12 protein-coding genes are annotated in these 14,514 nt (G+C 65.1%); 10 read left to right on the top strand and 2 right to left on the bottom strand.

Going from position 1 to position 14,514, the window contains the following annotated elements:
* Nucleotides 1–171: 171 nt before the first annotated feature.
* From mgtE to MSTE_RS00845, 5 genes are read left to right on the top strand one after another with little or no spacing between them, the layout of a single operon-like run.
* Nucleotides 172–1,545 (top strand): magnesium transporter, encoded by a 1,374-nt coding sequence (gene mgtE, locus MSTE_RS00825; protein ID WP_096498375.1) that lies wholly within the window; start codon nt 172–174, stop codon nt 1,543–1,545.
* A gap of 48 nt (nt 1,546–1,593) precedes the next feature.
* Nucleotides 1,594–2,367 carry an SDR family NAD(P)-dependent oxidoreductase gene (locus MSTE_RS00830; protein ID WP_096498376.1) on the top strand — a complete coding sequence of 258 codons (774 nt, stop codon included), beginning with the start codon at nt 1,594–1,596 and terminating at the stop codon, nt 2,365–2,367.
* Nucleotides 2,368–2,415: 48 nt separating this feature from the next.
* Nucleotides 2,416–3,213 carry a lysophospholipid acyltransferase family protein gene (locus MSTE_RS00835; RefSeq protein ID WP_096498377.1) on the top strand — a complete coding sequence of 266 codons (798 nt, stop codon included), beginning with the start codon at nt 2,416–2,418 and terminating at the stop codon, nt 3,211–3,213.
* A complete protein-coding gene (locus MSTE_RS00840; RefSeq protein ID WP_096498378.1) occupies nt 3,214–3,978 on the top strand; it encodes a lysophospholipid acyltransferase family protein in 765 nt (254 codons plus the stop codon).
* The gene (locus MSTE_RS00845) at nt 3,975–4,793 is read left to right on the top strand and encodes a Cof-type HAD-IIB family hydrolase (protein WP_096498379.1); all 819 of its coding nucleotides are present in this window, start codon (nt 3,975–3,977) and stop codon (nt 4,791–4,793) included. The genes MSTE_RS00840 and MSTE_RS00845 overlap by 4 nt, the downstream gene beginning before the upstream one ends.
* Before the next feature lie 22 nt (nt 4,794–4,815).
* Here the strand turns inward: MSTE_RS00845 and MSTE_RS00850 are convergent, their stop codons facing one another.
* Together MSTE_RS00850 and MSTE_RS25375 are read right to left on the bottom strand one after the other, a co-directional pair.
* On the bottom strand, nt 4,816–6,555 hold the full coding sequence (locus MSTE_RS00850; RefSeq protein WP_162291340.1) for an N-acetylmuramoyl-L-alanine amidase: 1,740 nt from the start codon (nt 6,553–6,555) through the stop codon (nt 4,816–4,818).
* 199 nt (nt 6,556–6,754) lie between these two features.
* Nucleotides 6,755–7,570 (bottom strand): hypothetical protein, encoded by an 816-nt coding sequence (locus tag MSTE_RS25375; protein ID WP_096498381.1) that lies wholly within the window; start codon nt 7,568–7,570, stop codon nt 6,755–6,757.
* A gap of 274 nt (nt 7,571–7,844) precedes the next feature.
* Between MSTE_RS25375 and glf the strand changes: the two genes are divergently transcribed.
* The 5 genes from glf to zomB are packed head-to-tail and all read left to right on the top strand — an operon-like array spanning nt 7,845 to nt 14,465.
* Nucleotides 7,845–9,050, top strand: coding sequence for a UDP-galactopyranose mutase (glf, locus tag MSTE_RS00860; protein WP_162291341.1), 1,206 nt, complete (start codon nt 7,845–7,847; stop codon nt 9,048–9,050).
* Nucleotides 9,043–10,995, top strand: a complete 1,953-nt coding sequence (locus MSTE_RS00865; RefSeq protein WP_096498383.1) for a glycosyltransferase — start codon at nt 9,043–9,045, stop codon at nt 10,993–10,995. The genes glf and MSTE_RS00865 overlap by 8 nt, the downstream gene beginning before the upstream one ends.
* Nucleotides 10,992–11,555, top strand: a complete 564-nt coding sequence (locus tag MSTE_RS00870; protein WP_096498384.1) for a phosphatase PAP2 family protein — start codon at nt 10,992–10,994, stop codon at nt 11,553–11,555. Before MSTE_RS00865 ends, MSTE_RS00870 begins: the two co-directional genes overlap by 4 nt.
* Nucleotides 11,552–12,466 carry a decaprenyl-phosphate phosphoribosyltransferase gene (locus MSTE_RS00875; protein ID WP_096498385.1) on the top strand — a complete coding sequence of 305 codons (915 nt, stop codon included), beginning with the start codon at nt 11,552–11,554 and terminating at the stop codon, nt 12,464–12,466. The genes MSTE_RS00870 and MSTE_RS00875 overlap by 4 nt, the downstream gene beginning before the upstream one ends.
* Nucleotides 12,444–14,465 (top strand): flagellar motor control protein ZomB, encoded by a 2,022-nt coding sequence (gene zomB, locus MSTE_RS00880; protein ID WP_096498386.1) that lies wholly within the window; start codon nt 12,444–12,446, stop codon nt 14,463–14,465. Before MSTE_RS00875 ends, zomB begins: the two co-directional genes overlap by 23 nt.
* Nucleotides 14,466–14,514 lie beyond the last annotated feature (49 nt).

Below are 14,514 nucleotides of genomic sequence, written 5' to 3' on the forward strand. Positions count from 1 at the left end.
GTCTGCGCCCGGGCCACTTTGGATTGTGGATTCGTTAGACGGCGCGGGCATACCGGGTGTGAATCCCGGCTAATCGAGGCCCCGGTAATCCGTGGTGGCTGGCAGCATCCTGCGCGTCAGGATGCTGCAGGGCCTGTGGGCGTAGAGAGGATCGTGATGTCGAAGTCGAATATGGATCTCGGAGTGTTGGGGGTGTTGCCGGTTCGCGCCAGCGCGCTCAATTCTGCGCGTGCGGTGTCGGAATGGCTTCGTTTAGCCGGCACTGCGGAGCGCAGCCGAATGGTTGCCCAGATGTCCAAAGAGCAAATCGTGCATCTGGTTTCACTGCTGGATGAACAGACCGGCCCCGAACTGCTGGGATCTCTAGACGCGCACGCCGCGGCCCAGGTTGTGCGTGCTGCAGGTGTAGAACGGTGCGGCCGGTTCTTTGAGGCCCTTGACTACGACACGGCTGCCGACATCGTGCGGCAGTTGGGGGGTGTCCGCCGAAAGGCGCTCCTGCAGACCCTGAGCCCGGAGTATGTCGAGGCACTCGAAGCGGTGTTGCAGTGGCCGCCGGAATCGGTAGCGGCTCACATGATTCCGGATGTGTTCACCATCGGTCCCGAGTTGAAGGTGCCCGCGGCCCAAGAATCCGTGCGGGCGCAAAGCCGCAGCGGGGGCGGCAAAGTTCATGGTGGTACAGGCCAGATCTATGTGACCGACGCCGATCGGCACCTGCTAGCGGCGGTCGGCTTCGATGATCTGGTCCTGGCAGACCCGAATCAGACTGTGGCACAGTTCATGAGCGAGGACCCGATTCGGGTGGGGCCGCTTACCGACGCGGAGCACGCTGCTCGAATTCTGATCGATTACGACCTGTTGGCGTTGCCGATCGTCGATGATCAGGGCGAGGTGCTCGGGGTGTTGACCGCCGAGGCCGCCGACGACATCCTGATCGAAGAGGCCACCGAAGACGCGGAACGTCAAGGTGGGTCGGAGCCTCTTGACGTGCCCTACGTGCGTGCTTCGCCGGCACATCTATGGCGCAAACGCATTGTGTGGCTTCTGGTGTTGTTCGTCGCCGAGGCATACACCGGCACAGTGCTGAAGGCGTTCGAGGACGAGCTCGAGGCGGCGGTGTCGTTGGCCTTCTTCATCCCGCTGCTGATCGGTACCGGCGGAAACACCGGAACTCAGATCACCACCAGCCTGATACGCGCCATGGCCACCGGCCAGTTCCACATACGCGATTTGCCCCGCGTTTTGTTCAACGAATTGTCGACAGGCGTCCTTGTTGCGTTGACGATGGCCGGCGCAGGCATCATGCGGGCCTGGACTCTCGGTGTCGGCAAGGAGATCGCCATCACCGTCTCTTTGACGCTCTTCGCCATCGTCTTATGGACGGCGTTGGTGGCATCGCTCCTGCCGCCCCTGCTCCAAAAGCTCAAAGTCGACCCTGCGGTGGTATCTGCCCCGATGATCACCACCCTCGTTGACGGAACCGGCCTGATCATCTACTTCCTCATCGCCCACGCGACACTTCCGCAGCTGGCCGGCCTGTAGAGAGGTTTCCAGGCTGCCCGCCGTCGGTCGGCGGGTAGCGTGCCGGACGTGAACCTCAATGACTTCCAAGCGCTCTACGACTTGTCGGGACGTACCGCCATCGTCACCGGCGGCACTCGCGGAATCGGGTACGCGATTGCCGAGGCTCTCGGCGCCTGTGGGGCATCGGTCGTGGTGTCCAGCCGGAAGGCCGACGCCTGTGCCGCTGCGGCAAAGGAGCTACAAGACAAGGGGTATCGCGCACTCGGCGTGCCCGCCCACATGGGTGACCTGGGTGATATCGACAGGCTGGTCGCGAGCACGGTCGACGAGTACGGCGGTGTCGACATCGTGGTGAACGCCGCCGCGAACCCGGTCGCGCAGCCCATGGGCAGCTATACGCCGGAGGCGCTGGGTAAGTCCTTCGACGTCAACGTGCGTGGTCCGGTGTTTCTGGTGCAAGCAGCACTGCCGCATCTGACCGCCAGTGAGCACGCTTCGGTGCTCAACGTGGTGTCGGTGGCGGCGTTTCAGTACGTGCCGATGCTGTCGATGTATGCGGCCATGAAAGCCACTCTGATGGCCTTCACCCGGTCGATGGCCGTCGAATACACCGGTCGCGGCATCCGAGTGAACGCGCTGGCTCCCGGCACGGTCGACACCTACATGCTGCAGCAGAACCCGCAGGAGATCATCGACGCGATGGCCGCGCAATCCTTTATGGGACGTGTGGCACACACCGACGAGATGGTCGGCCCGGCGCTGTTGCTGCTGTCGGACGCGGGTTCGTTCATCACGGGCCAGGTGATCGTGGCTGACGGCGGCGGTGGGGTTCAGCGTTAGGCGGGTATCCGAGTGCACTGAGCGGGCCGCCAGCGCTAGGCTCGTCACGTGGAGCCTGTCTATGGAACGGTGATCGGGCTTGCCCGTACCGTCTGGGCCGTTCAAGGCCTGAAATTCACCGTTACGGGTGTCGAGAACCTGCCGACCGAAGGCGGGGCGGTGGTGGCGATCAACCACACCGGGTACATGGATTTCACCTTCGCCGGGCTACCGGCGTTCCTTCAGAAAAAGGGACGCAAGGTGCGCTTCATGGCCAAGAAGGAAACCTTCGACAACAAGATCACCGGCCCCATCATGCGGGGCTGTCGGCATATTTCCGTTGACCGCGTAGACGGTGCCGCGTCCTATGCTGAGGCTGTCGACAAGCTCAAGGCGGGTGAGCTGGTCGGGGTCTATCCGGAAGCCACCATCAGCCGCAGCTTCGAGATCAAGGAATTCAAATCGGGGGCGGCACGCATGGCCATCGAGGCCGGCGTGCCGATCGTTCCGCACGTCGTCTGGGGCGCACAGCGGATCTGGACCAAGGGGCATCCCAAGAATCTCGGTCGCACCAATACGCCGATCTCGATTGCGGTGGGCGCACCGATCCCGCCGACATTGCCGGTCGCGGAGCTCACCGCGCTGCTGCACGCACGCATGCAGCATCTGCTGCTGGAAGTGCAGGACGACTACGGTCAGCATCCTGCCGGCGAATACTGGGTGCCGCATCGGCTGGGCGGTTCCGCGCCGACGCTGGCCGAGGCCGCGCAGTGGGACGCCCAGGACGCTGCCGAGCGCAAGGCACAACGTGCCGCCCGCGACGCAGAAAAGCAGGCCCAGCAGGATGGGGCACAGAAAGACGGCTAGATGGAACCGGTCTACCGACTCCTCGAAATCACGGCCAATACGGCGGTCCTCCTCACGGGGACCACGATCAGATATCGAGGTCTGGAGCAGGTTCCGTCCGGCGGAGGTGCGGTGATCGCGATCAACCACACCAGTTACGTCGACTTCCTTCCCGCGGGTTTGGCGACGGTCCGCGCCGGGCGACGGCTGCGGTTCATGCTCAAGGCAGAGATGCAGGAGGTGCCCATCATGAACTTCCTGATCAAACATGCCAAGGCGATTCCCGTTGACCGCAGCGCGGGCCACGGCGCCTACGAGGCGGCGGTGGACAGCCTGCGCAGTGGCGAGATCGTCGGGGTGTACCCGGAGGCCACCATCAGCCGCAGCTTCGAGCTCAAGGAGTTCAAGAGCGGCGCCGCCCGAATGGCGCATGAGGCCGGTGTGCCGATCGTTCCGCTCATCGTCTGGGGAGCTCAGCGCATCTGGACCAAGGATCATCCAAAAAACCTGGGCCACAGAAGAATCCCCGTCAACGTCGCAGTCGGTCCGCCACTGGACGCATCCCCGGACTTCGAGCGTACGACCGCCGGGTTGCACCACGCCATGGAGCAACTGCTGACGCTGGCGCAGCAGGACTACCCGAAAGAGCCCGGCGCGTACTGGCTGCCCAGGCGCCTGGGCGGCAGCGCTCCCACGCTGGAGGAAGCCGCCGCGCTCGATGCGGCGGAATTGGCAGAACGCGCCCGTAAGCGGGCCCAGAAGAAGACAGGGCCGGACCGCACGTGACTCCTCCCACTCTCATCGCGTCCGACGTGGACGGGACGCTGATCGATTCCGACGAGCTGCTGTCGGCGCGCACCCGCGCAGTCATCACCGCCGCGGTCGAATCGGGCAGCACGTTCGTCCTGGCCACCGGCCGTCCGCCCCGTTGGATCACCCCCATCGTCGACGCCCTCGGCTTCGCGCCGATCTCGGTGTGCGCCAACGGCTCCGTTTTGTACGACGCGGACAGTGACCGGATCATCTCGGCGGCAGCGCTCGGTCCGGCGGAGCTCGCCGTGCTGGCCGAGGTCACCCAAGCAGCCATTCCCGGGGTGGGCCTGGCGGTGGAGCGGGTCGGCCGCAGTGCGCACGACGCTGCGACACCGCAGTTCGTCAGCTCGCCCGGGTACGAGCACGCCTGGCTGAATCCCGATAACACCGAGGTGTCGTTGGACGACCTGTTGAGCTTTCCCGCGGTGAAGCTGTTGGTGCGCAAGGCCGGAGCCCGTAGCGCAGACATGGCCGAGGTCCTCGCGCCCCTGGTGACCGAGGCAGGTGCGGCCATCACCTATTCCACGGACAACGGGCTCATCGAGGTGATGCCCACCGGGATAAGCAAGGCCAGCGGAATCGCTGTGGTAGCGAATCAGCTTGGGGTGCAGCCGGAATCGATCATCGCCTTCGGCGATATGCCCAATGACGTAGCCATGTTGCGCTGGGCCGGGCACGGGGTGGCGATGGGTAACGCGCACCCGGATGCGCGGGCCGCCGCCGATGAGATCACTGCCACCAACGACGACGACGGGGTGGCCAAGGTTCTCGAACGCTGGTGGGGCTGAGATCTTTTAGGTGCGTCCGGCGCTAGGCGGCGGGTGCGAACTGTTCTACGGGGGGCGGCGGAGGAGGCGGAGCCGGTGCGGGCGGCGGCGGTGCTGCCGGTGCCGCAGGAGCCGAGAACTGTTCGGGCAAAGCGCTTTGTGCCACCGGTGCTACTCCGAGGATCTCGCGGGTCTCTCCGTTGATCACGCTTGAGACCCGGCCGCTGGCCCGGTCGTAGATCAGGGAGCCGTTCTGGAAGTTCTGCACGATGATGTTCGGTTCGCCCACCTCGTCGGTCACCGGGAGCCCCAGCGACCCCCGCTCGAAATCTGTTTCGGCCCAGGCGTGGTAGATCGCCCCGACGACCGGGTGGGTGCCCGTGCCGGGAGAGAAGTACATGGCGCCATTGCGGAAGGTGGCGAAGCGGGCATCACCGGCGGCCTGTTGCTCAGTGGATGTGGGTGCACCGAGGGAACTGTCGGTGCTGCCCAAGCGCATCCAGGTGTCATAGATGGCGCCGCCGCGCATCGCGTCGACCAGATCGGGTGGCTCTCCGTTGGCGGCGCCTGCGGCGATATCGCGCAGGCGGGGTATCAAGCGGTATGCGGCCTCACCCGGGCATTCGGTGTTGCCGACGTCTCGGTGCGTGAAAATCGTTGGTAGCGTGACGACTTTTCCTCCGGGCACGGTGGTGAAGGGGCCGCCCTCCGACGCCAGGTCCACCTGGCCGCGTGGATCCACTCCGGCGAGCCGCAGACGCCAGCCCAGCATGCGGCCGGCGGACTGCAGCATTGCGGGAGAGGGCTCTTCGCGAGTGAAGTCGCCGATCAGCGCCAGCCCCCAGCTGTGCTCGTTGAATCCGCCGGTATGAGCGCCCTGCACGTTGTTGGTGATGCCGCCGAAACGGCCCTCGAAGATCTGTCCGTACTTGTCCACCAGCACGTTGTAGGCGATGTCGCACCATTTGAGGGTTTTGGTGTGATACGCGTAGATGGCCCGGATGATGGCGGCGGAGTCGTAGGGCGAGTAGTTGTTGCTTCCGGCGGTGTGGTGGACCACCCCCGCGCGCACGTCCCTGTTGTAAACCGGTGGGCATCGGTCCGATTCGTTGGCTCCCCATTGGGCGCGAGTGATGATGCGCGGGCCTGCCTGGGGCAACGCTATCGGCGCCGACCAGCGCTCTTCGAACCGCGCACCGTCGGGTGGTGCCAGCTTGGGGCTGATCAAGATGGCGTCGAGCCCGGTAGTCAGCGGCTGCTCGATGCTGGCCGGCCGGTAACCCAGGCCGGGGTCGCCGCCGCCGGCCTTCGGCGCCTTCACGTTCGCGCCGTATCTGGATTGCACGGCGATCTGAGCGGAATGGGTGGAGCCGACGAACACCGGCTCTGTGGCCGCGGGGATGGCCTTGTCCGGGGCCACGGGATCGCCGGACTCAACGGGGTGGAGCTCGTACCACTGCCCCCAGCCGCCATCAGTCTGTCGCGCCCGCACGGACACATTGACGGAGGCCAGGTCCTCGCCGCGGACCGCGACGAGGCTGAAGGAGTCGGCCTGTTGGATGTCGTGCACGGTGGCGGGTGTGTTCAGACCGGGAAGTCCGACCTCTGCGGTCAGGACCTCGTGAGTCGCGGAATTCTGTAGTGACTGCGAGGTGATGGCAGTCTCTTCGGCCTGTTCGGTTTTGAGGTGATCGACCACGCTGACGGTCATTACCGTCGCGGTCGCGGCAAGAGCCAGCGCAAGCTGCCGTCGCATGGGCATCTTGCTGACTCGTACTGGCACGTCGTCTCTCCTGGATCACACCGGACGCGCCGCATGGAGCGACACGACCACCAGGGATGTTACGTATGGGACAAATGTGACTAGTGATTCGACACGCGTCAAATGTCGATCTTGATATTTGGCGGGTTGGTCACACGCAACGACACCGCAGAGCCTCTGTGCCCTGCGGTGCCGTTTCGCTATCTAGCTTGTGTGTGACTTATCCGGCCGGCGGAGCCGCCGCGGAGGCGGCCGCCGGGATGGCGCCCTTGATGAGGTCAACCGCCTGGGTGATGCCCAGCTGGTTCACCGCTCCCATCGCGTCGCTGATCAGGCTGCTGCCGCCACCGAGTCCGCTGCCGCCCCCGAGTGCGCTGGGGGTACCGAGGCCCGCCAGTGAGGGATCGGCAAGCGCCGGGTTGGTCAGTCCGGTGCCGAGCGCCGGGTTCGGCGTGATCGGGACCTCACCACCGGGTGAGGTCAGCCCCGCGGCCGGATCGGTGAGCGCCGGGTTCACGCCCGTCGGGCCGGTGCCGGTGAGTCCCGGGGTGCTCGCCGGAGCGGCCGGGTTGGTCAGTCCGGGGTTCGTCAACGCCGGGTCGGTGAGGCTCGGGGTGGTGGTAGCGCCCGGGCTGGTGAGTCCGGGGCTGGTGAGTCCGGGGTTGGTCAACGCCGGGTTGGTCAGCGACGACGACGGGCTGGTCAGTCCGCCCGGCGTGGTGAGCCCACCGGGAGAGAGCGCGGGGTTGGCACCGCCGAGGCTGCCGAGCCCCCCGCCACCCAGGCCGGGGATGTTGAGACCGGACAACCCGGGGATCTGCACGCCGAACTGTGACGTCATTTGTTGAACTGCGCCCATGACCTCACCGGGGAGGTCCGACACGATCGCGGCCTGCACGAATTCCTGCTGTGAAGGCGCGGGCGCGGCGGCCTGGGTCATGTTGGTCGCGAGGGCAATGGCAAACGGACTTGCGACGGCCAGCGCGGCGACCGAGCTCAAGGCTGTCGAAAGCCGGCGGCGGCGACTGTTAGGCACGGAAGTCTCCTCAATATCGGGTCGATCACTTATGGTGTTCTGCGGTTTTGCGTTTTCTGTCGCGGGATTTCCCGCGGGTGTCGGATCGGCGGATCGGCACCGGAACCGACGCTTTCGATGGTAACCAGAGTTACTGGTGTGACTAATGGGACGAAACCAAATCGTGAGCCAATTGCGACCGGATCCGTACCTGCGAACCCGGGTACTCCCGTTCTTCGCGGGGCGGATGTCGCTGTCCGGGGCTTGCGGTACCGGTCCAGTACCCTGACTGCACGTGACCGGAGAAAACCAACAGTTCGACCTGATCGTCGTCGGATCCGGGTTTTTCGGCCTCACCATCGCTGAGCGCGCCGCGACCCAACTCGACAAGCGAGTGCTTGTCATCGAGCGCCGCCATCACATCGGCGGTAACGCGTATTCCGAGCCGGAACCTCAGACCGGTATAGAGGTACACAAGTACGGTGCGCACCTGTTCCATACCTCTAATAAGAGGGTGTGGGACTACGTGCGCCAGTTCACCGAGTTCACCGGATATCAGCACCGCGTCTTCGCGATGCACAACGGGCAGTCCTATCAGTTCCCGATGGGCCTGGGGCTGGTGTCTCAGTTCTTCGGCCGCTACTTCACCCCCGACCAGGCGCGGGCACTGATTGCCGAGCAGGCCGCCGAGATCGCCACCGAAGACGCCACCAACCTCGAGGAAAAGGCGATATCGCTCATCGGGCGCCCGTTGTACGAGGCCTTCGTCAAGGCGTACACCGCCAAGCAGTGGCAGACCGACCCCAAGGAGCTGCCCGCGGGCAACATCACCCGCCTGCCGGTGCGCTACACCTTCGACAACCGGTACTTCAACGACACCTACGAAGGCCTACCGGTCGACGGATACACCGCCTGGCTGCAGAACATGGCCGCCGACGACCGCATCGAGGTGCGCTTGGACACCGACTGGTTCCAGGTGCGGGACGATATTCGCGCCGCGAACCCGTCGGCGCCCGTCGTGTACACCGGTCCGCTGGACCGCTACTTCGACTATGTCGATGGCCGATTGGGCTGGCGCACACTTGATTTCGAGGTTGAGGTGCTCGAGACCGGAGACTTCCAGGGCACCCCGGTGATGAACTACAACGACGCCGACGTGCCCTACACCCGGATCCACGAGTTCCGCCACTTCCATCCGGAACGGGCTTACCCGACGGATAAGACCGTCATCATGCGGGAATTCTCGCGGTTCGCCGAGGGGACCGACGAGCCGTACTACCCGATCAACACCGAATCCGATCGGGCCACCCTGACCGCCTACCGCGCCCGCGCCAAGCAGGAGACCGCCTCGTCCAAGGTGCTGTTCGGTGGCCGGCTGGGAACCTATCAATATCTCGATATGCACATGGCGATAGCCAGTGCGCTGAGCATGTACGACAACGTGCTCGCGCCGCATCTGGCCGACGGTGCTCCCCTGTCCGGAGGTGACGACAATGAGTGACATCCCATTCGGTCCCATCGATTCGACTGAATCGCATGCGGTGAGCCTGCTGTCCCGGGTGATCCTGCCCCGGCCGGGCGAGCCCCTCGACGTGCGCAAGCTCTACATCGTCGAGTCCGAGACCAACGACCGGCGTGCGCACGCCCCCACCCGCACCACGCTGGAGATCGGTGCGGAGTCAGAGGTTTCGTTCGCCACCTACTTCAACGCGTTCCCGGCCAGCTACTGGCGGCGTTGGTCGACGCTGGACAACGTCGTGCTGCACATCGAGCTGTCCGGCGCCGGCCGCGTCGACGTGTACCGGACCAAGGCCACCGGTGCGCGAATCACGGTGGGCGGCACACAGTTCAGCGGCGCCAATGCGGTGATCGAATTCGAGATCGGCCTGGACGCGTTCGAAGACGGTGGCTGGATCTGGTTCGACATCACCTCTGACACCGAGGTTGCGGTGCACAACGCGGGCTGGTACGCCCCGACCGCAGCACCCGGCCGCGCCAGCATCACCGTCGGCATCCCAACCTTCAATCGGCCGAACGACTGCGTGAACGCGCTGAAGGCCCTTACCTCGGATCCTTTGGTGGACAAGGTGATCACCGCCGTCGTCGTCCCCGACCAGGGCATCAAGAAGGTCAAGGACCACCCGGAATGGGCGGCTGCCTCCGGTCCGCTGGAGGGCCGGCTGCGGGTGCATGACCAGCCCAACCTCGGCGGTTCGGGCGGCTACAGCCGGGTCATGTACGAGGCGCTCAAGAACACCGACTGCGAGCAGATCCTCTACATGGATGACGATATCCGGATCGAGCCGGATTCGATCCTGCGGGCGCTGGCGTTGAGCCGTTTTGCCAAGTCCCCCATGCTCGTCGGTGGCCAGATGCTCAACTTGCAGGAGCCTTCTCATCTCCATGTGATGGGCGAGATGGTCAACCGCGACAACTTCATGTGGAGCAAAGCGCCGTTCGCCGAATACGACCACGACTTCGCCAAGTTCGCGCTCGACGACATCGAACAAGACCGCAGCAAGCTGCTGCACCGCCGCATCGACGTCGACTTCAACGGCTGGTGGATGTGCATGATCCCCCGCGCTGTCGCTGAGGAGCTGGGCCAACCGTTGCCGCTTTTCATCAAGTGGGATGACGTCGAGTACGGGCTTCGCGCCAACGAGCACGGCTACGGCACGGCATCGATGCCGGGCACCGCGATCTGGCATATGGCCTGGAGCGACAAGGACGACGCCATCGACTGGCAGGCCTACTTCCACCTGCGAAACCGACTGGTGGTGGCGGCTCTGCATTGGGACAACCCGATCCGCGGTCTGCTTGCCAGCTCGCTGAAGGCCACCCTCAAGCACTTACTGTGCTTGGAGTACTCCACGGTCGCCATCCAGAACCAGGCCATCGACGACTTCCTGGCCGGGCCCGAGCACATCGCGTCGATCCTGGAGTCGGCGTTGCCCGACGTGCGCAAGATGCGTCAGCAGTTCCCGGACGCCGTCGTACTCCCGACAGCCACCTCGCTGCCATCGCCTTCCGGACGCCGCAAGGTGCACAAGCCACCGGTTTCCTTGCCCGCCATCGGGTTACGGTTGTCCCGCGGTGTGATCCACCAGCTCAAGAAGGAAAACCCCGAGCATCACGTGCGCCCGGAGCTGAACGTGGCGACCCAGGATGCCCGTTGGTTCCTGCTGTGCCGCGTCGACGGAGTCACCGTCACCACCGCCGACGGGCGGGGCGTGGTGTACCGCCAGCGTGATCGGGCCAAGATGTTCGATCTGCTGCGCGCGTCGGCGCGTCGCCACCTACAGCTGATGCGTAATTTCAACAAGATGCGCAAGACCTACCGCAACGCGCTGCCGACGCTGACCAGTAAAGAGCAGTGGGAGAACATCCTCGGCATCGGTAAAGACGATCCAGCTGCTCGGTCGACATCGTCCGGGGTGAGTGCATGACCGGTCTGCTGCCGGGCGAGGTGACCGCGCCCCAGGGGGAGACTGCGGTTCTCGTCGCCGTGCAGTCGGCCCTCGCCGGCCGGCCCGGGGTGCTCAGCACTGCCCGCGGCCTGTCGCACTTCGGCGAGCACAGCATCGGTTGGGTGGCCGCGGCGCTGATAGGCGCCGCCATCAACTGGAGAGACAAGCCCCGTCGGCGCAGCTGGTTGGCGGCCGGCGCCGGCGCCTTTGGCGCTCATGCTGCGTCGGTGATCATCAAACGTGTGGTGCGCCGGCGTCGCCCCAGCCATGAGGCGGTGCGGGTGAACGTCGGTACCCCGAGCCGGTTGAGCTTCCCCTCCTCGCACGCCACCTCGACTGCGGCCGCCGCAGTGCTCTTGGCGCCGCTGACCGGATTGCCGTTGCCTGCTCTGCTGATTCCGCCGATGGCGTTGTCGCGGTTGGTTCTTGGCGTGCACTACCCCACAGATGTGGCCGCCGGCGCTGCTCTAGGCGCGCTGATCGGCACGGCCGTTCGCCGGGCGGACTCACGCCTGGCGCTCAAGGAGGAACAGGTATGAGCGAGGAGCCGGCACCCACCGCGGGCCCGCCCAAGAATCTTCTTTCGGGGATCATCAAGGCGCTGCGCCCGCGTCAGTGGGTGAAGAATGTCCTGGTTTTCGCGGCGCCGTTGGCGGCGCTCGGCGACATTTCGCCGCACGACTACCGGGGTATTTTCATCCGGGTCGCCATCGCCTTTGTCGCCTTCAGCATGGCGGCGTCGTCGATCTACCTGATCAACGACGCCCGCGATGTCGAGGCCGACCGGCTGCACCCCACCAAGCGTTTCCGGCCTATCGCCGCAGGGGTTTTGCCGATACCCGCCGCGTACGGGCTTGCGGTCGTGTTGGTCGCCGGGTCACTGGGCATCGCCTCTCGGGTCAGCCTCAACCTGGTCATCGTGATAGCGATCTATATCGCCATTCAGCTGGCCTACTGTTTTGGCCTCAAACACCAGCCGGTCATCGACATCTGCATCGTCTCATCGGCGTATCTCATTCGGGCGATCGCCGGTGGTGTGGCCGCCGGTGTGTATCTGTCGCAATGGTTCCTGCTGATCATGGCCTTCGGGTCGCTCATGATGACCGCGGGTAAGCGCTATGCCGAATTGCAGATCGTCGAGAAGACCGGTGCCAAGATCCGTAAGTCGCTCGAGGGGTACACATCCAGTTACCTGCGGTTCGTCTGGACGCTGTCGGCCACCGCGATCGTGGTCTGCTACGGGCTGTGGGCCTTCGAACGTGACCACCGCGCCGGATCCTGGTTTGTGGCATCGATGATCCCGTTCACCATCGCCATCCTGCGTTACGCGGTCGATGTCGATGGGGGCGAGGCGGGCGAGCCCGAGGAGATCGCTCTGGGGGACAGGGTGTTGCAATTCCTGTTCGTCGCATGGATCGGATCGCTCGGTGCGGCCTTCTACTTCTCCTAACACCCAACCCGGCCCGGGCACGAACGGCCTGACCCGCTTCACGGTGTGGGTCAGCGTCCTCACCGTGACCGTGTTGTTCGGTTGGGGGGCCTGGCAGCGGCGCTGGATCGCAGATGACGGTCTCATCGTGCTGCGTACCGTGCGAAATCTACTGGCGGGCAACGGTCCCGTGTTCAACAAGGGAGAACGGGTGGAGGCCAACACCTCCACGGTGTGGACCTACCTGACGTATCTGGGGGGTTGGGCCGGCGGAGGTATTCGCCTGGAGTACGTGGCATTGGCCCTGTCGCTGGTGCTCAGCCTGGTCGGCGTCGCGTTGGCGATTCTGGGCACCGCGCGGCTATACGCGCCGCTGCTTGCCGGGCGTGCCGCGGTCATGGTGCCCGCCGGAATGCTGGTGTACATCGCCATCCCGCCGGCCCGCGATTTCGCCACCTCCGGCCTGGAAAACGGTTTGGTGCTGGCATATTTGGGCGGACTGTGGCTCATGATGGTGATCTGGGCGCAGGCCGTGCGCGCGCCCGTGACCCTTGATCGACGCGGCGGCCCACACCAGCCGGTAGACCCGCGGATCGTGCACGCCGACCGAAAAGACCAGAAAGACGTTCTCAGTCGACGATTCACCGTAGGGCTGGCCTTCATGGCCGGGCTGAGCGTGCTGATCCGTCCGGAGCTGGCCCTCGTCGGGGGTGGCTTCCTGGTGATGATGCTGATCGCCGCCCGCGGGTTCACCAGCCGGGTGTACATCGTGGCGGCCGGCGGAGCGCTGCCCGTGCTGTACCAGATTTTCCGGATGGGCTACTACGGCCTCTTGGTGCCGAGTACGGCGATCGCCAAGGACGCCTCGGGCTCCAAATGGGGACAGGGTTTCGTCTACCTGCAAAACATGAACTCCCCGTACCTCATCTGGGTGCCGACGGTGCTGCTCATCGCGCTCGGTGTGGCTGCCTATCAGGCCCGCCGAGGTCAATGGTGGGTGCGTCAGGTGGCTGCCCCCGGTTACGGGTGGTTGGCGCGGCTTGTCCAAAACCCCACCGCCGTAGTCATTTTCATGCTTGCAAGCGGATTCGTCCAGGGTGTGTACTGGATCCGTCAAGGCGGGGACTTCATGCACGCGCGCGTGCTGTTGACCCCGGTGTTCTGCATGCTGCTCCCCATCGCGGTGGTTCCGCTGGCGGCGCCGGACAGTGCGGCCTTCACGCCCAAGCGGGCTCGTCTGCTCACCGGGGCCACCATCGCGCTTTTCGCGGGTATCGCCGGTTGGGCGTTGTGGGTGGCGAACTCGCCGGGCATGGGAGGTGACGGCACCAAGGTCACCTACAGCGGCATCGTCGACGAGCGGCGCTTCTACGCGCAGGCGACCGGCGTCGCGCATCCGCTGACCGCCGCGGACTACCTGAACTACCCGCGTATGCGGGCCGTGCTGGTGGCGATCGATAACACCCCAGATGGCGCTTTGTTGCTGCCGTCGGGGAACTACGACCAGTGGGATGTGGTGCCGGCCATTCCGCCGCCACCCCCGATCCCACACGATTACCGCGGGCCGCATGCGGTCCTGTTCACCAACTTGGGCATGCTCGGCATGAACCTGGGTCTGGATGTGCGGATCGTGGACCAAATCGGGTTGGCCAATCCGTTGGCCGCGCACACCACGCGCATCACGGATGGACGTATCGGCCACGACAAGGATCTGTTCCCGGAGTGGATGATTGCCGACGGGCCCTGGCTCAAGCGGTACCCGTACATCCCGCGGTATCTGAGCCAGGACTGGGTCGCCGAGGCCGTGGAGGCGCTCACATGCCCGCGGACCGAAGCGATGTTGGGTTCGATACGTCGGCCTCTCTCACCTCGGCTTTTCGTGTCGAACGTGGTGCACTCCGCGGAGTTCACCACGTACCGGTTCGACCGTGTTCCCCGTCTTGAGCTGGCTCGATGCGGTCTGCCGATGCCGAAGCTGGATACCCCGCCGTACACTGGGCTTCCGGCGACCGGTCCCTAGAGCGTTCCCGTCCGGGTCCTCGAAGCGATCGCGCCGGCGGGTTTCTGTG

It is taken from the genome of [Mycobacterium] stephanolepidis, from assembly GCF_002356335.1.
In the GTDB taxonomy this organism is placed as follows: Bacteria; Actinomycetota; Actinomycetes; order Mycobacteriales; family Mycobacteriaceae; genus Mycobacterium; species Mycobacterium stephanolepidis.

Coding starts and splice junctions, on each gene's coding strand:
- mgtE (WP_096498375.1), top strand. CDS start 172: ATGGATCTCGGAGTGTTGGGGGTGTTGCCGGTTCGCGCCAGCGCGCTC.
- MSTE_RS00840 (WP_096498378.1), top strand. CDS start 3,214: ATGGAACCGGTCTACCGACTCCTCGAAATCACGGCCAATACGGCGGTC.
- MSTE_RS00865 (WP_096498383.1), top strand. CDS start 9,043: ATGAGTGACATCCCATTCGGTCCCATCGATTCGACTGAATCGCATGCG.
- MSTE_RS00870 (WP_096498384.1), top strand. CDS start 10,992: ATGACCGGTCTGCTGCCGGGCGAGGTGACCGCGCCCCAGGGGGAGACT.
- MSTE_RS00875 (WP_096498385.1), top strand. CDS start 11,552: ATGAGCGAGGAGCCGGCACCCACCGCGGGCCCGCCCAAGAATCTTCTT.